Source organism: Pseudomonas palmensis, assembly GCF_017848315.1.
Taxonomy (GTDB): Bacteria; Pseudomonadota; Gammaproteobacteria; order Pseudomonadales; family Pseudomonadaceae; genus Aquipseudomonas; species Aquipseudomonas palmensis.
Window position 1 is genome coordinate 36,839 of record NZ_JAFKEC010000010.1, and the last position, 20,032, is coordinate 56,870.

16 protein-coding genes are annotated in these 20,032 nt (G+C 48.8%); 2 read left to right on the forward strand and 14 right to left on the reverse strand.

Going from position 1 to position 20,032, the window contains the following annotated elements; translation table 11 throughout:
* Nucleotides 1-72: 72 nt before the first annotated feature.
* Nucleotides 73-240 carry a DUF2897 family protein gene (locus JZZ72_RS08470; protein ID WP_078479756.1) on the forward strand — a complete coding sequence of 56 codons (168 nt, stop codon included), beginning with the start codon at nt 73-75 and terminating at the stop codon, nt 238-240.
* 107 nt (nt 241-347) lie between these two features.
* Here JZZ72_RS08470 and JZZ72_RS08475 read toward each other — a convergent pair whose 3' ends face one another.
* On the reverse strand, nt 348-674 hold the full coding sequence (locus JZZ72_RS08475; RefSeq protein ID WP_210014287.1) for a ComEA family DNA-binding protein: 327 nt from the start codon (nt 672-674) through the stop codon (nt 348-350).
* 195 nt (nt 675-869) lie between these two features.
* On the opposite strand from JZZ72_RS08475, the gene JZZ72_RS08480 reads away from it, so the two are divergent.
* Nucleotides 870-1,709 (forward strand): BUD32 family EKC/KEOPS complex subunit, encoded by an 840-nt coding sequence (locus JZZ72_RS08480; protein ID WP_238596409.1) that lies wholly within the window; start codon nt 870-872, stop codon nt 1,707-1,709.
* 302 nt (nt 1,710-2,011) lie between these two features.
* On the opposite strand, the gene JZZ72_RS08485 is transcribed toward JZZ72_RS08480, so the two are convergent.
* From JZZ72_RS08485 to JZZ72_RS08545, 13 genes are all read right to left on the reverse strand, one after another.
* Nucleotides 2,012-3,244: an O-antigen ligase family protein gene (locus JZZ72_RS08485; RefSeq protein ID WP_210014288.1), complete on the reverse strand. Its 1,233-nt coding sequence runs from the start codon at nt 3,242-3,244 to the stop codon at nt 2,012-2,014.
* A 35-nt stretch (nt 3,245-3,279) separates the two neighbouring features.
* Nucleotides 3,280-4,665, reverse strand: coding sequence for an undecaprenyl-phosphate glucose phosphotransferase (locus JZZ72_RS08490; RefSeq protein ID WP_078479760.1), 1,386 nt, complete (start codon nt 4,663-4,665; stop codon nt 3,280-3,282).
* A 166-nt stretch (nt 4,666-4,831) separates the two neighbouring features.
* Nucleotides 4,832-5,878: a UDP-glucose 4-epimerase GalE gene (gene galE, locus JZZ72_RS08495; RefSeq protein ID WP_078479761.1), complete on the reverse strand. Its 1,047-nt coding sequence runs from the start codon at nt 5,876-5,878 to the stop codon at nt 4,832-4,834.
* 44 nt (nt 5,879-5,922) lie between these two features.
* Entirely contained in the window at nt 5,923-7,332 is a 1,410-nt protein-coding gene (locus JZZ72_RS08500) for a mannose-1-phosphate guanylyltransferase/mannose-6-phosphate isomerase (RefSeq protein ID WP_078479762.1), read from the reverse strand.
* A gap of 117 nt (nt 7,333-7,449) precedes the next feature.
* Nucleotides 7,450-8,421, reverse strand: coding sequence for a GDP-L-fucose synthase (fcl, locus tag JZZ72_RS08505; protein ID WP_146094988.1), 972 nt, complete (start codon nt 8,419-8,421; stop codon nt 7,450-7,452).
* A gap of 5 nt (nt 8,422-8,426) precedes the next feature.
* Nucleotides 8,427-9,551, reverse strand: coding sequence for a GDP-mannose 4,6-dehydratase (gene gmd, locus JZZ72_RS08510; RefSeq protein WP_078479808.1), 1,125 nt, complete (start codon nt 9,549-9,551; stop codon nt 8,427-8,429).
* 45 nt (nt 9,552-9,596) lie between these two features.
* On the reverse strand, nt 9,597-10,364 hold the full coding sequence (locus JZZ72_RS08515) for a WecB/TagA/CpsF family glycosyltransferase (RefSeq protein ID WP_078479764.1): 768 nt from the start codon (nt 10,362-10,364) through the stop codon (nt 9,597-9,599).
* A complete protein-coding gene (locus tag JZZ72_RS08520; protein ID WP_153046061.1) occupies nt 10,357-11,550 on the reverse strand; it encodes a glycosyltransferase family 4 protein in 1,194 nt (397 codons plus the stop codon). The genes JZZ72_RS08515 and JZZ72_RS08520 overlap by 8 nt, the downstream gene beginning before the upstream one ends.
* A gap of 111 nt (nt 11,551-11,661) precedes the next feature.
* On the reverse strand, nt 11,662-13,917 hold the full coding sequence (locus JZZ72_RS08525) for a radical SAM protein (protein WP_078479766.1): 2,256 nt from the start codon (nt 13,915-13,917) through the stop codon (nt 11,662-11,664).
* A complete protein-coding gene (locus JZZ72_RS08530) occupies nt 13,905-15,056 on the reverse strand; it encodes a hypothetical protein (protein WP_148071536.1) in 1,152 nt (383 codons plus the stop codon). The genes JZZ72_RS08525 and JZZ72_RS08530 overlap by 13 nt, the downstream gene beginning before the upstream one ends.
* Nucleotides 15,028-16,356 (reverse strand): O-antigen ligase family protein, encoded by a 1,329-nt coding sequence (locus tag JZZ72_RS28080; protein WP_123752754.1) that lies wholly within the window; start codon nt 16,354-16,356, stop codon nt 15,028-15,030. Before JZZ72_RS28080 ends, JZZ72_RS08530 begins: the two co-directional genes overlap by 29 nt.
* A gap of 525 nt (nt 16,357-16,881) precedes the next feature.
* Nucleotides 16,882-18,303 (reverse strand): Wzz/FepE/Etk N-terminal domain-containing protein, encoded by a 1,422-nt coding sequence (locus JZZ72_RS08540; RefSeq protein WP_238596411.1) that lies wholly within the window; start codon nt 18,301-18,303, stop codon nt 16,882-16,884.
* Between the two features lie 107 nt (nt 18,304-18,410).
* On the reverse strand, nt 18,411-19,457 hold the full coding sequence (locus tag JZZ72_RS08545; RefSeq protein WP_078479770.1) for an LPS O-antigen chain length determinant protein WzzB: 1,047 nt from the start codon (nt 19,455-19,457) through the stop codon (nt 18,411-18,413).
* Nucleotides 19,458-20,032: the final 575 nt, after the last annotated feature.

Genomic DNA, 20,032 nt, shown 5'->3' on the forward strand with positions numbered 1-20,032 from the left:
TGAACCATCGACGCTCGTGTCGAGTCCAACATCACAGAGGCGGCGCCATTCGCCGTCGATAAGGAGAAGCTCATGCCCTGGTATGCCTGGTTGATCTTGCTGGTTGCCATCGGCTCGATTGTCGGTGGCTTGATGATGCTGCGTGATACGGCGAAGAAGCTGCCCTTGACCGAAGAGCAACTCAAGCGCGTGCATGAGCGCAATGCCGAAGCCGATGCCAAGGACGCGCAAGACCGATAAGCGTGGCGCTTCCCCGCCTTCTGCAGGCGCCGGCATTGCCGGCGATGGGCCCATGCCATTTGATGATAAAAACGGATCGAGCATTGCCCGACCCGCCCCTCCTCAGGTCACTTGACCGCCAGTTTTTCCCGGTTGCGCTCGATCAGCGCCTGGCCGATCCCCTTCACCTCCAGCAACTCATCCACTGACTCGAACGCGCCGTTGGCTTCGCGGTAGGCCACGATCGCTTCAGCCTTGGCCTTGCCGATACCTGCGAGCGACGACTGCAGTGTCGCCGCATCGGCAGTGTTCAGGTTGACGGTGGTTGAGGCGAGCGCTGCGCTGACTGTAGTGACTGGCAAGTCGCCCGCGGCCTTGGTGGCCGCCGCAAACGACGGCAGCGAGAACGCGCTGAGCAGCGCGAGCAGCAGAGAAACAAGAAAGGTATTGCGCATAACGGTGGCACTCCTTGGTGTGTGAGCTTGCTAAGGCAGCGATTCCTTGGCTGCCTGTAAAACCTAGCGGCTCAAGAACAACTGATCCACAGTCAAGGTCAAAAGGATTCAAACAAGATGTGAAAGAAATGTAAAAATGTGTAGGAAATGTTACCGTTTTGGCCGTCGAAAAACTCTTACACGGGATGTGCAGCGGTGCGCGAAGGGAAGAACAAGCTGGTTGATGGATTTCCGTTTACATTCAAGCATCATCGCTCGACAGTTCATCTGAACGCGCCTGTGAGCACTGCGCTGGCGGCAACGCTTACGCTGTTGCTTGGCCAGGAACGCCCGTCAAACCGGACAAGCGCGCCACTATCTACAGGCGATAGCCCATTGTTTGCCAAGCGCCAAGCGATTGAGACCCTCCCAAAGAGGATCCGCTTTACGCGCGGTACCCGCAAAAGCTGTGGCATGTTCGACTGGCCAATCGAAGAGCTGATAAACACTGCGGAAGCGCACCGCCGCGGCGCGAGTGTGCCCGGCGTGGTTGGCTATGGGTATACCAGGTCACGCATGGGGTTGATGAATGACTTCGTCATCATCACAGAACTGTTGCAGAACTACACAGACGGCTATCAGTGGATACTCGCCAAGCCTGAAGAAGTGGAGCGGGTGATCGGTGCGGCGTTCGAGTTGTTGCTTTCGCTGAACAGCAGCGGGATCTATCACATGGATCTATGGGCGGCGAATGTGATGATGTGTAACGACGGGGTGGGGGCAACGCATGCGATCGATTTAGAGAATTGCTTTGCCGCCGCACCACGGTTTTTGAGTGAAACCCTGGGCTTTCAACTGGGGTTCTTCTATCGCAGAGAGGTAGGGGGGCTGGTTGGGGAGTCGGCGTACGACGCTTTAGTAGCGCGAGCCCTGGAAACCTGCGAGGGGATTAATCGGGAACGATTTCATGCTGTGTACCAAATGGCCAAGCACCATCATATTGGTCGCAAGGAACGACGGGATATTTTTTTGAGTGGGCGAGTGGTATTGGGGTGACGACGGGGCGCAGCCCCGCGTGACCATTCTTTTTGCGCGATCAAATCTTTATAGAGCCGGAGAGCGGAGATGGCATAATTCAGGAATACGGTAATAGTCGGTGAGTGGGTGACTTATGAGCAATCTGACGGAATTTAGGCCACTACCCGTCTCGGAGCTATAGCGGTAGCTCGAATATTAATTGAATCAATAAATTCTACCTCCTTACATCACTAATACCCCCAATGGGGATACCCTATACAAACGCCCGTCAAAAGACGGGCATTTGTTTGAGCCATTTGTTACACCATCCTTCTCTACAATTAGGGGTTGTGATTGTGCATCGTCGAGCGCCACGAGACCGCTAACAAAATTGCAATCGGAAGCCAGAATACGGTCCAGTAATCTCCTGGGCGAGTAAAGACTCGTTCGACATCTGTCATCATGGAAATCAGCGCGAAAATCAACGCAGGTGTCGCTAGACGCACCCACTTATCTTTGCGTAACTTCAACGCTTTGTAGGCGACTCCTAACAGTCCGGCAGCCATCAAAGCAAGCGAAATCAGACCACTATCATATACCTGTTGAAAATAAAGACTGTGTGCATGGGGAGAAATCAAATCCCGGTCAGGCCAAACATAATTAAATGGTGTTCCCAAACCATGCCCCACCAACCAATGTCCCGGCATGGTTGAAAAAAAGTAATCCCATATCGGGCCACGGCCAGACAACTGACGTTTAGTGACCTCAAATATTAAATTATCCCACCACATAAACGTCGCTATCGCCGCAAGAATTGCACTTCCCACAAAGAACAACCAGCCACGGCGAGAGTTTTGCAATATTACAACAGCTAGGCAGCTCGCGGCCACGCCGAACCATGCCCCGCGGGTATAGGTCAACAACACATAAATCACAAGTATGCAAAAAGCTAACAGCCAAAAAGCACAGGAAAGTATATTCCTTCTTCTATCTAATGCAAAACCCAATGCCCACGTTGCTGCCGCACCATGAAAAATACCTGCTGCTACGGGCCAGCCATAATTTGCAAAGTCCCGTATCCCCGACCGGTCGATTCGGAATGCCCGATAGGCAAGCGGTTGCTCCAATACCAAAAACTGATAAATTAAACTAACCAATGCTCCAAGCGTGATCATGGCGACACCTGCCATCAATACACGCAGTAACGTCGACTCATCACGGCGCATGAACAGTAGAATCGATACCAAATAAAGGGCAATGAATAAGCCACGCTTCATCAAGGAAAATGCTGGGTCTTCTGAACCCGTTGACCAGAGAACGCTAATCGCTCCCCAGAGCAAAAAGCACGTCCAAGGAAGATACTCCCAACTGAAAGCAGAAAACGCCCTTCGAAAAGCAATGTCCAAGAAAAAAATGGCGGCAGGCAACAGCAGCCAGATGTAAACCTGAGTATTTTGAGCACTGTTTGACTCTAGCCAAACCTTTCCGCTCAGCTGAACAAACAAACCAATTGCTAATATCCAAACAACACTTCGCGACCAAAACGAACTGCCTCTATTCTGTTTCAAATCCATGCTGCCGCCTTCCCAAAGTTCCCGATAAACCGCTATCAAAAAGCATTCTTATTGATAAAACCCTTGAGCGCCGTGAGAAATATTATTCTTACATCCAACGAAAGCGACCAATTGTCAATATACCAGAGGTCAAACTCCACGCGCTTCTGCATTTTCTCCAGCGTATCAGTCTCCCCTCTATATCCGCTTACCTGTGCCCACCCGGTAATGCCTGGCTTGACTTTGTGTCTCTGCATGTAAGACTCAACCAGATCTTTATAATATTCATTGTGCGCCAGCGCATGTGGGCGCGGACCGACAATCGACATGCGCCCCTGCAGGACGTTGAAGAATTGAGGCAGTTCATCAAGGCTGGTACGACGCAAGAACGCACCCACACGGGTCACTCGCGCGTCATTACGCTTAGCTTGGGTCAATGTTCCGCTATTTTCGTCGTGCACAACCATGGAACGAAACTTGTAAACCTTGAATCGTTTACCGTTGATCCCCATCCGCATCTGTTTGAACAGAACGGGACCTGGAGAGGTAACCTTTATTACCAGTCCAATGATCATACATAGCGGCAGAATCATCAGACTGATCAGGCCACCAATCAGGACGTCTTCCAATCTTTTAATAACTCGTGCAGGGCCATCCATCGGGCTGCAACTTAAGTCTAAAGAGTAAACACCTGCAATGCGGCTGACCTTGTGATTCAGCAAGGGTATATCACCCCACTCGGGTATAAATCGCACAGCAACGGTGTAGTGGCGCAGTGCATAGAGAATAGAGCGCACAGCACCGCCTTCGCTCAGCGGCAAGCACAACCAAACTTCATGAACGCCATGCTCATTAACTTTTTCGACTAATGTCTCCAGCCATTGACCGCCAGCATTGTACGTCAAGTTTTTCTCAACTTTGAATCCGTACTCCCCCAGAGCTTGACCTGCATTCAGTTGCCCTGCAGACTCGCCCCCCGAGTCCACCAGCAATACTGACTTGAGATTCATTCCGGATGAACGCAACTGCCTAAGAAGGAAAAAAACAAAGACTCTTAACAAGAGACACAGCGAACCACCAATAACCAATATCGCAGTGAACCAGATACGAGAATAGTTTTCAGACAACTTCAAAAAAAAGGTAAGGGATAAAATAATTCCAGTAGCGGCTAGCCAGCACATTAATAAGACACTAAACTGCCGGGCGAAGGAATACCCCCTTTGCGATCCATACACACCACCAAACGACATACATAACACCACGACAACACTGGTAACCAGGGTCGCCGTACTGTATCGACCGCTCATTTCAAATGAGTTATAACGATACCAATAGGCCAGCACGCCAGCTATTACAACCACACCCAAGTCAAGCAGAGCGACAAATAAGGGTACAGGATAGCGCTCTGCAAATGTTGGATGGTAACGCTGAATGACTTGCATGTTATCTTATAACCCTAAGATATAGATTTTTTATAAAAAAATAAAAAATACAAATTCTATAAATTACAAACGCTCGCTGACTACCTAGCTGTCCAAATGCCCTAAGGATTCAGGCACACCCAGCCTTGTACGGAAACGTCGCGAGTAGATCATGTTCACCATGAATCTAACGACGGTATCCGTTAGGGTTATTTTTTTGCCACCTCCATGCATCTTTCATCATTTCCTCTAAGCCTCGTTCCGCTCGCCAGCCTAGCTCATTTTCCGCCTTCGAGACATCTGCCCAACATTCTGCGATGTCACCGGGGCGGCGAGCCGTCACACTATAGGGTATTACCAGACCACTGGCAGCCTGAAATGCATCGAGCAGCTCAAGGACGCTGTAGCCTTTGCCCGAGCCAAAATTCCAAATATGAAAACCTGCACGCAACTCAATGGCTTGAAGTGCCTTGAGGTGGCCATTCGCAAGGTCTACAACATGCACATAGTCACGCACCCCAGTGCCGTCGCGGGTCGGGTAATCGTTGCCAAATACTTTCAGCTCAGCAAGCTTGCCAATAGCCACTTGGCCAAGGTAGGGCACGAGATTATTGGGAATACCCAAAGGGTCCTCACCAATCAACCCGCTAGTGTGTGCACCGACAGGATTAAAGTAACGAACAGTGGCGATACTCCATCGACTGTCGGCCTTGGCCATATCCGACAATATCTCCTCGACCATCAGTTTTGATCGACCATATGGATTGGTAGGGGTAGCAATGGGAGTAAGCTCACTCAGTGGCATGCGCCCTGAATCCCCATAAACCGTGGCAGATGAACTGAAGACCAGACGAAAAACGCCCGCTTTATACATGGAGTTGAATAAACTCACACTCCCAGAGACATTATTAGAAAAGTACTTAATCGGTGATTTTACGCTTTCACCTACCGATTTTACTCCGGCACAGTGAATCACTGATTCAATCTGATACGTTGCGAAGAGACGATCCAAAACCTTGGCATCACAGATGTCACCTTTTACAAAAAAAGGTGCTGCACCCGTATAGCTCCCCACACGCTCTATTGACTCGACAGAAGCGTTTGAAAGATCATCCAACACCACAACATTCAAACCACTTTCCAGCAGCGACAGGACAATATGAGAGCCTATGTAACCAGCTCCGCCGGTTACTAGAATATATTTCCCCACGCCTGTCTCCCTACCTTTTTTCATAGTTTTATCTTGATGGCTCTCTACGCAGCATGATACGTATATCACTATACGCGACCATACTTGTCTTCAAATCGCACGATGTCATTTTCACCCAAATAAGAGCCCGATTGAACCTCAATCAACTCCAGCGGAATGACGCCTGGATTCTCCAAGGCATGGACCTGGCCAATGGGTATGAAAGTCGATTGATTTTCGGTCACAAGGTACACTTTTTCGCCATTCGTGACTTTAGCTGTGCCACTGACAACAATCCAATGTTCCGCACGGTGATGATGCATCTGAACCGAAAGCTTGGCGCCCGGCTTGACGGTAATCCGCTTGACCTGATACCTGTGGCCTGCGTCAACGGAGTCATACACGCCCCAAGGGCGGTACACCTCACGATGATTGACGTGTTCATTGCGGCCCGACGACTTTAATCTGGAAATCAGGGTTTTAACATCTTGCGCACAAGACTTATCAGCGATCAGTACCGCATCCTTGGTCTCAACGATAACTAAATCCTTGACACCAAGCGTCGCGACTAGCCGATGGTCAGAGTGAATATAGCTGTCGGACGTCGCCTCGCAAATAACGTCACCCTTGCTCACATTCCCCCATTCATCTTTGCTCCCCAACTCCCAAAGTGCGGACCACGACCCGACATCACACCAGCCTGCGTCCAATGTAACCATCACGGCTTGATCAGTATGTTCCATAACAGCGTAGTCAATGGACTCATCAGGGCATTCCAGGAACGCTTCTTTGTCTACCCGTGTAAAATATAGATCCTGCGCACCTTTCGACAGCGATAAACGACAGGCTTCAAGAATATCTGGTCTGAATATTTCGAGCTCTTCCAGGTAACGTTTTGCTCGGAACATGAACATTCCACTGTTCCAATAATGCAAGCCTCCCGCCACATAGGTCTCTGCTGTTGAGATATCTGGTTTCTCTACAAACGCGTCGACAAGGAACCCACTTTCCCCAATGGACTTCCCCTTCTTGATATAACCATATCCCGTTTCCGGCTTGATCGGGACAATTCCAAACGTCACCAACTTTCCCGCCACCGCATGAGCAACAGCAGTGTTCAAAGCACCTTGGAAAGCGTTTATATCTTGAATAAAGTGATCTGCTGCCAACACCAGCAGTATGGGATCTTCTTCCTGATTGCATAAGTTCAAGGCGGCAAGCGCTATAGCGGGAGCTGTATTACGACCTTCTGGCTCAAGAATTATATTTGATTGTTCCAAGCCAATTTGGCGTAACTGTTCTGCCGCCAGAAACCGATGCTGTTCATTGCATATAATTAACGGCGGTGCCATCTCCACGCCTTTCAATCGCTGACACGTATCCTGCAGCATTGAAATGTTCTCTTTCACCAACGGTATAAACTGTTTTGGGTGAAGCTCACGTGACAATGGCCACAACCTGGACCCGTAACCACCCGCTATAACGACAGCATGTAACATAATAGATTCCTACGCTATGAAATCAAACTAGAAGCATAAACCTCTGTCATCCTACATAGTCATCAGAAACTCATAAAATAGCCCGCGCCTTCCAGCGCGGGGACATCGAAAATCCCCTCAACCCCTCACGGAGTCAATATTTTCCACGTACCATCTGTAAGCATCACGCAATCCATCTTCCAACGTGATTCGAGCTTTCCACCCCAACGATTGTATTCGTTGAACATCGAGCAACTTTCTGGGCGCACCATCTGGCTTAGAGGTATCAAACACAAGCCTGCCAGAGAAGCCCGTCACTTTGGCAAGTGTCTGCGCAAGCTCACGTATTGTGCAATCGACGCCTGTTCCAACGTTGATATGAGACAGCATATCCTGTGTTGCACCTTGATACTGCTGCCTGTCTAACTCCATCACATGCACACATGCTGCTGCCATGTCATCAACGTGTAAAAATTCCCGCATCGGACTACCACTTCCCCAGATGGAGATTTCGTCGTCCTGTCGCACTACAGCCTCGTGATAACGTCGAAGCAAGGCGGGAATCACGTGGCTATTCAGCGGGTGATAGTTATCATTAGGACCATATAGATTTGTCGGCATGACGCTGCGATAGTTTCTACCGTGTTGACGATTGTAACTTTCGCATAACTTTATTCCCGCAATCTTTGAAATAGCATAAGGCTCATTCGTCGACTCTAACGCACCGGCTAACAATGCCTCTTCGTTCATCGGCTGCGGCGCATGCTTTGGATAGATGCATGAGGAGCCTAAAAACAACAGGTTCTGCACATTATTATTATGCGCCGCACTTATAACATTCGCCTCGATCATTAAATTATCGTATATAAAATCAGCAGGGTATGTGTTGTTAGCGTGAATACCGCCAACTTTAGCTGCTGCAAGATAAACCTGATCAATTTGGTTTTCCGCGAAAAACTGTTGAACTGCGCGCTGGTCAACCAAATTCAGTTCATCTTTCGTTGCAGTCAGTATGTTGACGTAGCCTCGTTCAACCAACTGTCTTACGATCGCTGCGCCCACCATACCCCGATGACCAGCAACAAATATTTTCTGATCGAAATTCTGCATTATTTCTAGTTCTCCACTGCCACAGAAACGTCATATCCGTGCTGTTTCAGCAGCGCGTGCCGTTGGGCAATCTTCAAATCTTCCGAAACCATCTCCGCGCACATCTCTTGCACCGTTATTTCTGGAACCCATCCCAGCTTCTCTTTGGCCTTGGTAGGGTCCCCGAGAAGCGTTTCAACTTCGGTCGGCCGGAAATAACGAGGGTCCACACGCACAATGATATCCCCCACCTTGAGAGCCGGGGAGTGAGTACCATCAATTTTTTCGACAATCGCACGCTCCTCAATGCCTTCCCCTTCAAACCTGAGGGTCACACCGAGCTCTTCTGCCGACCATCGAATGAAATCTCGCACCGAATACTGAACACCGGTAGCAATTACAAAATCATCAGCTACATCCTGTTGCAACATCATCCATTGCATACGCACGTAATCCTTGGCATGCCCCCAATCGCGCAAGGCGTTGAGATTACCGAGGAACAAACATTGCTCCAATCCCAATGCGATATTCGCCAAGGCTCTGGTAATCTTGCGTGTCACGAAAGTTTCACCACGCCGGGGAGACTCATGATTGAACAGGATACCGTTACATGCGTACATACCATAGGCTTCACGATAGTTTACCGTTGCCCAGTAGGCGTACAGTTTGGCCACTGCGTAGGGGGAGCGTGGGTAAAAAGGCGTTGTTTCCTTCTGCGGTGTTTCTTGCACCAGCCCGTACAGCTCAGACGTCGACGCCTGGTAGAAACGTGTCTTCTTTTCGAGCCCCAAAAGTCGGATGGCTTCAAGAATACGCAATGTTCCTATAGCATCGACGTCAGCTGTATACTCTGGAGACTCAAAGCTAACCGCCACATGTGATTGCGCACCGAGGTTGTATACTTCGTCAGGCTGAATATCTTGAATGATACGGGTTAGGTTAGACGAATCCGTCAAGTCGCCATAGTGCAGTACAAAGTTTCGGTTATCGACATGCGGATCTTGATAGATATGATCAATACGTTGCGTGTTAAAAGAAGAGGCACGACGCTTCAGGCCATGAACTTCATAGCCTTTTTCGAGCAAGAACTCAGCGAGGTACGATCCATCTTGCCCCGTTACACCGGTAATAAGCGCCTTCTTTTTGTTCATTTTTCCATCCTGATCAATCATCAAAAATTCTATTAAGAGTGTGCTTTACTTCTTCAATAGCTGACGGACTGCGTAATAGATAAACCAGCTATTTGTCGACAGATAACGCTTAAATAAACGTTTTGGCTCACTACTAAGACGGTGTAGCCACTCCAACCCCGAATGCTGCATCCACAGCGGCGCGCGCTTTATGACCCCTGCGTGGTAATCAAATGCCGCCCCTACTCCAATCATCACGGCATTGACTCTGTCGCGATGCTCGGCCATCCACAGCTCCTGTTTGGGGCAGCCCAAGCTAACCCAAACAGTTTTCGCACCAGATGTGTTGATAGCCTCGACGATCTGTTCATCCTCCTGCGCTGTCAGCTGACGGAACGGCGGCGAATAAGCGCCCGCGATCACCAAGCCAGGCATGCGCTCAGGCAGCACCTTGGTAAGAATGTCCAACGTTGACTGTGCACCGCCGTACAAATAGACCGGTTCACCACACGTAGCCGCTTCAGACAGGTACTTCCACATTAAATCCGGACCATTGATGCGCGCCTGCCCCTCAACGCCTAACCGACGCATCAGCCAAGCCACCGGAGCGCCGTCGGGAGTGGCCAAGTCAGCGTTGCGCACGACGTCGCCAAACTCTCGATCTTGCGTGGCCGTTACCACGGAATGCACGTTGCAAATACAGACGTAATAGCCTTTCCCCGTCTGTGCCATTTCGGCAACACTATCGAGGACGCTGGGCCAGCTCAGTACATCAATAGGCACGCCAATGACAGAGCTTGTAGTACGTTGCCTGCATCCCAATTGTTCACTCATTGCGCGAAACCCTAATTGCCTGCGTATAGATGTCCATCAACATTGAATAGTTGGCGTCTTCAGTATAATTGCTTTCAAATGCCCGCCTGGCGCCTTTACCCAAACGCTCCAATAATGTCGGCGTCGACCAGGCCTCACGTACAACCTGCAGCAGTGACTGGGGGGTCGCGGGGCGGAATACCACGCCATTGTCGCCGTCTTGTACGATAGAAGCCAGCGGTCCTATATCCGATACGGCTGCTGGTGTACCAAACGCAAAGGCCTCTCGGATCACCATCGGGAAACCTTCGAACCACTCCGACGGTAAAATTTGTAGGCACGCATGGGCAATCTGATATTCGGCTTCCTGTGACGATACTTGCCCAAGAAATCGAATGGGCAGGCCACGTGCCATCAGCTCAAGCTCGGGTCTTAGCGCTCCGTCCCCCACAATACGAAGCTCAGGTGCCGAAGCCCCCCATTCCTGCCATGCCCGCAGCAGAGAAACGACCCCTTTTTCAGCCGTCAAGCGACCGACGAATACGACATAAGGCTGGCGCTGCTCCCACGATACAACCTTAGGATTACCCGGGTAAAAGTTGGGTTTCACGTGCACTTTTTCACGTGGCAACCCTGCCGTTATCATCAGCTCTTTTTGAAACTCCGACAGCGCAATGAATGCATCTACCTGATGTGTCCAGGTACCTAAAGCACGATGCAGTTCGACGTTTATTGCCATGGGAATCGTCGCGACACGGCTATTTCGATAGCATCCGTGAAGCAGAGACGGTAACGCCGAGTGCCTATCAATGCACTCTGTACATACACGCCCCTCGCGCATCGGTATCGCAGCCGGACAAAACAATCGATAGTTGTGCAAAGTAAGGACACGAGCAGCGCGTTTGCCTATCGCATGGAAGACAGCCGGGGACAGCAAAGGAAAGGTATTGTGAACGTGCACAATATCAGGCTTGAAGGAATTAACAGCACTGCAAATGTCACGCTTTATACCAAGGCTCCAAGGTGTACCCAGTGCGGCCTTGACTACGCCAATCTTACCCTGTGCTGTAATTGCATCACTGTGCTTAGTAAAAAGTCGCACATCATCACCCCGACTAGCTAACAACATTTTCTCAGCCTCGAAAACCTGGTTTTCGCCCGAGGGAGTTGCTGAACTGTAGAAGTTATGCGTTAGAAGAACTCGCAACGTGCTGGCCCCTTATTAATTTTTCGCAAATAAAAATGGTGATAGCGATGCCTGACTGCGTAAAAAACACTCAGCAGGCATCGTATACCACCACCTACAGCACAACCTTAACTAAACCTCACCCAGCCATCCGCGAATTGTGGGTTCATCCAACTCGCTCACATTGCTCACGTTGGTGCTGCCAAGGCTGTCAAATAGACCAGCCACCTTTCCGCGTCCACCTACCTGATAGTCAATCCCATAAACATCCAAACCACTCGACAAACCAAATATGCAGGCATGAAACCTCATCGCGAGTAAATGAGTACATTGACCCAGCATATCAAGCATGATCGGAACACCGGGCTCATACTCGACGACATAATAATCGCGACTTGGCAGGACACCCTTGACCACTTGGTAAAAGGAACTAAAGTCAGAAAAACCGTAAGTGTCTGGGTTGAACGGAATGAACACCACCGCCCACTCGGCGCCCAGTTGGTTGATCACAGAAGTCACGTTCCGGGTCATACTGTCCACTATGCGACCCACACTGCCTTCGCTACCTTTTGTAGCGTAAGCACTCCAAATAGGCCGTAAATTGACGAACAATACTTTCTCACGCCCGGCGATATAATCTTTCAGCGAAGAAAGCTCTGTTCTTTCACGAGCACTGTAATTGATCTGGGGAAGCATAAACCTGTAGTAGTGAAGGTAATCAAACGCAGGATCCTGATCAACCTTTAAAACTTCAATTTTATTGTAAAATGGCAAACTTTCAAAATTGCTCTTGCTACGCAATGTAATTTGCTTGGCAAGCAGCAACATCAAAGAAGCAAAATATTTGCTTACTGTTCTTTTGTACGGCCCTAGACCGACCCCCTCGACAACAAAAGGAATCTTTTTCCACGTAGCCAGAAGAGAGGCATAAAGATAGAAACTCAAATTAACAGGTATATCCATGATTGGCCCGCCTGCGTACACCAGACCATCGCTTTGACCCAATGCAGTTCGTAAACTGCTACGCGAAAGCTTTACCACGGAAAAATCCACGCCATCAATTTTCAACGACTGAACCCACTTTTGAGTTCGGTCGGGCCTGAAGCTGAGAATGAAAAACTTTTGAGTCTGAAATTGTTTTTTCAGCCTCAATATCACACCACCAAGAATAGCGGCATCACCAACGTGCTCCCCACCGTAGGCACCCATAATGGTGACTACCGGCATCGCGTCCAGCGCTAAACCTTTAGGTGCTTTGATTTTTCTCAGCAGTGCAAAGGGGGCAATGGCCACAGCATTAAGAAGATTATCCGCCAACCGCAAAACCTTCCTAACAACAACGGTACCTTTCCACTGATTAATTTTATAGGCGAGGATAGAAAAGGGGCTCCAGGCACCGCTTTGATCATGGATACAGCTATCACAGTATTTATTTTTTGTAACTTCTCTAGCGACTTCAATCCCCTTCTCCGAAATACTGAAGTCGGATGCTCGCAGATCCTCAACTACTGCCGTTTTAGCAACCGAACAGGGGTAGAGCGCCAATTTCGATGTTAGCAACATGCCTTGATCTTTAAAGTAGCAGGGCATGGCTCTTGCGCCACCACCGGATGAAAGCCATCGCTGCATCCGACTATAGTAAAGCTTCCTCGACAGCGACCTGGTTTGAGCTAGCAATTCGCCAGAAGAAAAGAAGTCCGCGACAAAGGAGCGCTCTTCATTATCAATGAATACTTCAGAGCGATCAGCATTGTAGAGACGCTCAATATTTGTTGCTAATCTAAAGATTATTTCTATATTTTTATCACGCGCATAATCCAATGCAAGTTGCATCGAATAAACGTTCATTGTTGAGATCGTGTACTGAAGCTGAAGCTTCACATTCAACGCTTGTGCTATCTCGATAGTTTTAGTGGCCTTTGAAAATGCACCACTGATGCCTCTAATCAGGTCATGACGCTCACCGTACCCATCAATGGATATGTTCAAACTAAACGAAATACCTCTGCGCTGAACAATCTCCTTAATCAAGGGAAGAAATCGTCTCCATCGCGAGTTACTGTAGCCGTGCGAAGTAATAGAAAGTGTTTCGAGTAATGGGAGAGCATCTACGATAGCACCGACACACCTGACGAGGTCTTTGCGTAACGTCGGCTCACCGCCTGATATCCCTAGATGCTTAACTTTCGAAAACCTTGAATGAGACAACACTTTTGTTATCTCTTCCGGGCTTATTTCGTCCACAATATTGTTCTTCCAGATGTTACACATCGTGCATCTGGAATTACAGTTGTCCGTGATAGGAAAATTAACGACCCTTACATCCCGATTCAAACCAGCATAATCCTTCAGGTATTCTAAAACCTTCAAAACTTTCAACGGGTCCACCTCGAAATTCTTTTATCGTTAACAAAAAATATATATAGGAAGAGCGCACTCAGCGCATAGGCAGCAGCCATTGAGACCAAACTATCGGTCACACCAACGCCACCCTCACCAAAGCTATAGAAGCCAAACAGAAATGATAATTTCACTGCGACCGCGACCGCCAAAGATGCGATAACACTGGCTTGCTTTCCCAGCACACGTAAATTTGACTGCAGTAAAGAAATCACAATCATTGCGAATACGATTAGCGCGAAAGCAGCCCACATGAAAATCCCCTCAGATGTACCATGCAACAATGTACCATAAAGGATAGCAGCCACCGGGGTGACAATCAGGGTAATGGTCAAAGGCGCAACCCATACTTCGAGATAAGTCACTTTATAGCCCCCCCCCTTTGAAAATACGAAATTAATCATCGCACCAGATATCTGCTGTATTGGCGACAATAGCATTAGCAGTTTTCGTACCTCCACAATCGCAGCAGGGCTTCCCAGGCTTGCAAGAAACAGGTAGATGCCGTTTGATGGAAACCATAGCAACGGCACAAGCATGACTGATTTGGCCAACGCTGGTGGGTCAGCAAATATACTGAAAACATTATCCTTGAACGATTCATTTTTTTTCTTGATCGTGAGTAGTGACAAGTAAATGAGCGCCATGCAGTTAACCAGACAAACCAGCATCAACACGTCAACATAGACATTACACACGTATGCACTTAACGATGCGAGCGTCCCGACCACCAACGTTGCAGCGACGGAATATTTAACGCGCTTACTATCAAGGACACAAACACGCCTAATGACCCATAGCACACTGCTCGTAAACATGACCATGGCAAGCCAAAATCCACCTGCATAGGTGAACCACAATAAAAAATACAGAACCACACTGGCTATAAACAGCAACATACAAAGCACAAAAAAATCATTCGCGCTAAATAAGCGATCACTGGAAAACAGCAAGCGCTCCACCTTAATAGCGAAACCGAAATTCAATAAAAACGCTGCCGCTGAGATCATGATCGCGTACTGAGCAACATCATCTACATCAAATCTATAATCAAGAACGATAAATACAATAAAATTGACCGCCGAAAATAAAAATTGATCAACTATATACAGAATCTTTTCTTTCATTTTTTGACCACGAGAACAAAGCAAGAGAAAAGAACCAAAATGTCAGCACCGTATAAACGCCTCCAAATATAGTCATTGTTACACAACCAAGAATCAACGGTAAAGACAGAGCGGCAAGGTAGATATCTGGACTATTCTGCCTGCAGGCGAGATTCCTTAGAATAAGCTTCACTGCCTTGTAGAAAACAACAGACATCAGCAGAAGTGAAAGCACACCACCGGAAAGAAAGCTTTCGATTAGCGCATTGTGAGTATGCGGGGGCAGCCAGTAACTCTGAGTGAAATTGAGTCTGTAATACTCTTTGACACCCTCAACAAAACCGACACCTAGATACCAATGATCTAACGCGCCTTGCAGACCGACCTCCGCGACAACGCTTCGATTATTAAGCGTCAGAAGGTCATACAGCGGCCGCTCACCCTTCCCAATCAATGGCAATAAACGCTCAACAAAAAACTCATAGAAAAGTAATAATAAAGGGATGACAAATATCATACAAACCGCGCAAAGCAACGCTCTATCCATGACATTAAAGTTTAATAAAACCCATAGACAAATGGCAATTGCAACGGAAAACTGGGCCGTTCTGCTTCCTGTAAAATACAATGCCACGCCAAAAAACAAGCAACACATTAGAATCAAAAACTTTTTCAGCGTGGTGCGAGCCCTGCCCATCAAGTAGAGACTGGACAACATTCCAGAGGCGAATACCATCCCGATAAAATTTGGGCTGTATGCGTTTCCTCCAAGGCGAAAACGACCTTGCGTTTCCAAGGCATAAAAGTGATTCGGGGAAATGACTAGTCCGATGGCTATCATTATCACGATAGCAACGGCTGCCATTTGCACCCAACCAGCGAAAACTCTAACCGCCGCGTCCCGACCTTCAAGCCTGATTGTTTTATCAACTATATCTAATGCAAACAAAAGCAAAATATATTCGCACAACCGATAGAAACCTGTGACTCCAACGCCGTTCACTACGAGGCTCAACGTCAGAATAATCATGTAACAGAACAAAAGCTTCATGAGAGGAGACGGATGAGCAAACACTCGGCGAAACAATCTAGGCTTCAACAAACATACCGTAAGAATGCAAAATAAAAACCAAGCGACTCTGACCACCTTGTCAAGCGTGTTGTCAATCCCGGTGTCCAGGCCTGTCTTATCAACAACTGATAAATTGAAAGGCGTCAGCGAAATGAGAAGCACTATTAGTGTATCGACTTTCAGCTTCCATCCAGCAGTGCTGCTTTCCAGTTTTTTATCTAGATTCTCATCCACCGCACTGTCACTCACCTAGTAAATCAATCCACTGTCGTTCAACACCACGAAACGGAACAAGCAATCCAGTTTCCTAATGATTAATCGATGAAAAGTACGCCACACTGCAGGGCGTTCAAATTTTCTCCCCTGCTCCGCACCTTGGCTACTTGAGCACGCCTCTGACACTGCTCCAGAAAGCCAGTGAGCGTCACCCAGCGGCTCATCCGTCCGTTCTCCACTCGCCCATAACAAGAGGAGTGTTAACAACGGCCCAATTCCCTCCCGAGGTATACATGGCAGAACGTACCCTGGTTACTTGATCATTTGGTCGTCAAACCTAGCCAGTATGCTAACGAACGAAGCGGAAGGTGATGACTTGCTGGATACGCGGAGGACCACTGCAAAAATTCTACACCAGCTACTCGTGATGCCCTAGCCAAACAGTGTTGCCCAACGCTATCGCCATCATTATGGCATCACCTATAGAGACGGCAGTGCTAGTCTCAGCCATTGAAGCATTACAGGCTTGCGCCCTCGTCGCCTCAATGACGTTAATCTCTACAGTGCGGGTAAAGAGGAGCGAGCATCGGCAGCTACACTATGTGGCTTAGCGGCCGACTGCGTCTGACTGCCGCGGCGAGTATGGACGGCATTGCGTAGAATCGCGAGGAATAGACCTATACCCGCCCCCAGTATCAGCCCTAATGCTATCCATAAAAGTTTTTGGGGGGCGACCGGATTAACCGGTTCGACGGCAAATCGATCAATGCTCACCAAGCGTAACTGGCTCAGGTCCGTGGAAATATTTTCCAGTCGAATACGTTCAGCACGCAGGGGCTCTACCCCTTTCAGAAATATTTCTTCATTTTCACGCTTGCGCAACACTTCAACCTGCCGATTGCTGATCAACAGCGAAAGCTCTCTACGGATTTGCGCAATTCGTGGATCAGCAAAGTCATCTGACCGGCGCTTACGTAATACCTGACGCTCCGCTTCAAGCGCATCGGTACCCATGAAGTAAAGTGGTATTTGCTGGTTGTTGACCTCAGTGCGAATTACATTGCCTGATGCTTCACTATCAGCCATAGATGATGGGGTCGACGGCTTCTTCAGTCCGAGCGAGCGCGCAATATTGATGGCTTCGTCAAGCACAGAAATTCGGTCTTCCCGGCGCTGCTTAAGTTGTACACGCAGCGCCTTAAGTTCATCTTGCAACAAGGCACGACTGAGGCTGTCGCTCTCTAGCAGCTCTGCGATATTGCTTTCTTTGGTAGCATCATAATCTGCGCGCGCTGCTACCAACTTGGCATCCACTTCCTTAAGCCGATTACCGATGATAATTTTCAAGTCATCTGACACTTGACGACGCTCGTTTTCGATTGCGTAGTTGACGAGTTCGTTCAATACGTCATGCCCGCGCACCCCTTCTGGATATCGCATTTGGAAACCGATATATGCACTGAGCAAGTCTGCTTTCTTTGGATCCGGCTGTACCAACTTTAATGCATTGCGATTAAAGTCTTCAAATGCCTGCTCTGCGGTATATCCTGGTCGGGTGAACGCAGCCTGCAAATCGGGGTTAGATCGAAAATAACCAAGACGTGTTTCGTACGAGTCGAGCGCCGCTCCGACACGAATCAATGCGGTGCTTGGAGGCAAAGAGTAAATTTCAGAACGGTTCAGTGCGTCCAACTCATTCAGCGCAGCAGGACGCAATATAGTACTGACTTCATACTCAGGCGTGACGGTATAAGCGAACAGCGCTCCAATCACGCCAAAGAATAGTGAACAGATCACAATGAGCTTTCTTTGGCGCCATACCGCTTGCAACAGGGTCAGAATATCAAATTCGTCGCTAGTCACTACTGAGGGGATACGAGAAATACTTGCCAAACGAAGGTCCGCCTGAATAAAAAGAGACATTCGCCCAGAAACAGGCACGCAACTCTTCGCTATCGACACCTTCGCCGAACTAAGCACTCGAAATCATCCCTGTCGCTAAGCGACGAGAGTATTGTGCCAGCTAACTGCGCACGTTGCCACCTGACAGTCGGCAATCAGGAATGATTTACATTAGCGGTTGCTTGTCATTTTTTTGGGGTGCTCGACCAGACGCGACGGAAAAGCGCCAATGTGATTCCTAGCCCAGCACCTGCCAACACGCCTAAAAACACGACAATAAATCTTTTGGGTTTGATGGGGCTATCAGGTAAATCGAGTGCGCCGTCCTGGCGGTACACCCCCACTACGCTAGGGTCGACTTCCAGAGAGCGATAGAACGATTCCTGAGATTGCTGCTCACGGAGGTTGCTGATAAAAGGGTCATCCGAGCCACGCTTCTGCAGATTCTCAATTTCAGCCTGTAGTGCTTTACTGCCTCGCATGTAGGTCAGGGCCCCATCCATCCCGGCGGAGACCTCAGTTGAGAGGTTCCCAGAAATGATGGGCGGTCGTTCCAGGTTAATCGATTTGGCAATCGTCAACGCTTCCTCCAGTTGCGCAATCTGGTCGTCGCGTAGTCTCTTCGCATTTTCCCTCGCCGTTGTTATCTGACGCTCAAGGTTGTTCGCTTTGACTGAAGCATCTGCCTTGAGATCCTTTAGGATTTCGAGCTTTGCTCGATACCCTGCCATTTCCCCATATTGCACCGCCCAGCTAACAGCTAGATTTGGGTCTGGCATATTGACAGTAATAGCGAAACGCGTCGGAATTTCCTTGTTCGCAATAGTCACTTTCAGCACTTTGCTCAGATCCTCATACAGCTCATCTTGGGAGCCTAGGCGCTCTTGAGCGCTCAGTGCCGGCAGGTAGACGTCCTGAAAAAACCTACGACGCAACGACTCCGACTGCAAATTACGTACATACACATCATAGACGTCCTTCACCGTCAGCATTCCCAGCTCGGAATCTCCCCCACGTCCGTAATTCAGATGCGCAATGTCATTCTGCGATGGCGGCTGCACGAACACCTTGGCCTCGTACACCGGCGTCGCCAGCAGCGCATAAGCTACAGCCGCCCCACCGACAACCAATGTCGTCAGAATGATGAGCAGCTTTTGTTGCCAGAGCCCACGGATCAGCTCAATCAAGTCGATCTCGTCATCTCTTACGACACGTTCACGGTGGTTGGACATTTATTATGTAATTCCTTAAACCCAAATTTTCGTTTGAGACCGGTGCAAGCTAAAAAGCAAGTCGTGAAAGCCTGATATCAATTGCACATCAACTTGGTTTATTTCGTTACCAAACCATAGCTTAGTGCCGTTTATCAAACCTGCACGCCCATCTGACGTATTTTCGTACGCAGCCAGCCCGATGCGGCACATCGAAATACGAGCGCGCAATCAGCCAAGAAGTTCCCTTCAACTCCTCGTCAAGTTCTCACCTACTACAACCTCGACCACCCCGCACTCATGCTATCAAAGTCTTGCAAAAAGCCTGCTCTGCGCGTGTACCCCCACGCACCAACCGAACCTGCTCAGGCCACACCTACATGCCCGTAACAAACTCGACCAACCCTGCATGCACGGAATATCCACTCAGGGTCGCCACCTTCGCCCTTTGTTTCATGCATTTCGCAATCCAGATTTACCGTTACGACACCTTGCGCATCTTCGCTGGCTTGAATCAACGCCTCTGGTTCACCCTTGCCCTGATACCCCAAAAAAACTCCTAGTGCCGCGAATCGCCAAGCATAGCTTTGAGGTAA

Bases quoted from the DNA above. Each gene is read 5' to 3' on its own strand.
- JZZ72_RS08470 (WP_078479756.1), top strand. From the start codon at position 73: ATGCCCTGGTATGCCTGGTTGATCTTGCTGGTTGCCATCGGCTCGATT.
- JZZ72_RS08475 (WP_210014287.1), bottom strand. From the start codon at position 674: ATGCGCAATACCTTTCTTGTTTCTCTGCTGCTCGCGCTGCTCAGCGCG.
- JZZ72_RS08485 (WP_210014288.1), bottom strand. From the start codon at position 3,244: ATGGATTTGAAACAGAATAGAGGCAGTTCGTTTTGGTCGCGAAGTGTT.
- JZZ72_RS08490 (WP_078479760.1), bottom strand. From the start codon at position 4,665: ATGCAAGTCATTCAGCGTTACCATCCAACATTTGCAGAGCGCTATCCT.
- galE (WP_078479761.1), bottom strand. From the start codon at position 5,878: ATGAAAAAAGGTAGGGAGACAGGCGTGGGGAAATATATTCTAGTAACC.
- JZZ72_RS08500 (WP_078479762.1), bottom strand. From the start codon at position 7,332: ATGTTACATGCTGTCGTTATAGCGGGTGGTTACGGGTCCAGGTTGTGG.
- fcl (WP_146094988.1), bottom strand. From the start codon at position 8,421: ATGCAGAATTTCGATCAGAAAATATTTGTTGCTGGTCATCGGGGTATG.
- gmd (WP_078479808.1), bottom strand. From the start codon at position 9,551: ATGAACAAAAAGAAGGCGCTTATTACCGGTGTAACGGGGCAAGATGGA.
- JZZ72_RS08515 (WP_078479764.1), bottom strand. From the start codon at position 10,364: ATGAGTGAACAATTGGGATGCAGGCAACGTACTACAAGCTCTGTCATT.
- JZZ72_RS08530 (WP_148071536.1), bottom strand. From the start codon at position 15,056: ATGAAAGAAAAGATTCTGTATATAGTTGATCAATTTTTATTTTCGGCG.
- JZZ72_RS08545 (WP_078479770.1), bottom strand. From the start codon at position 19,457: ATGTCCAACCACCGTGAACGTGTCGTAAGAGATGACGAGATCGACTTG.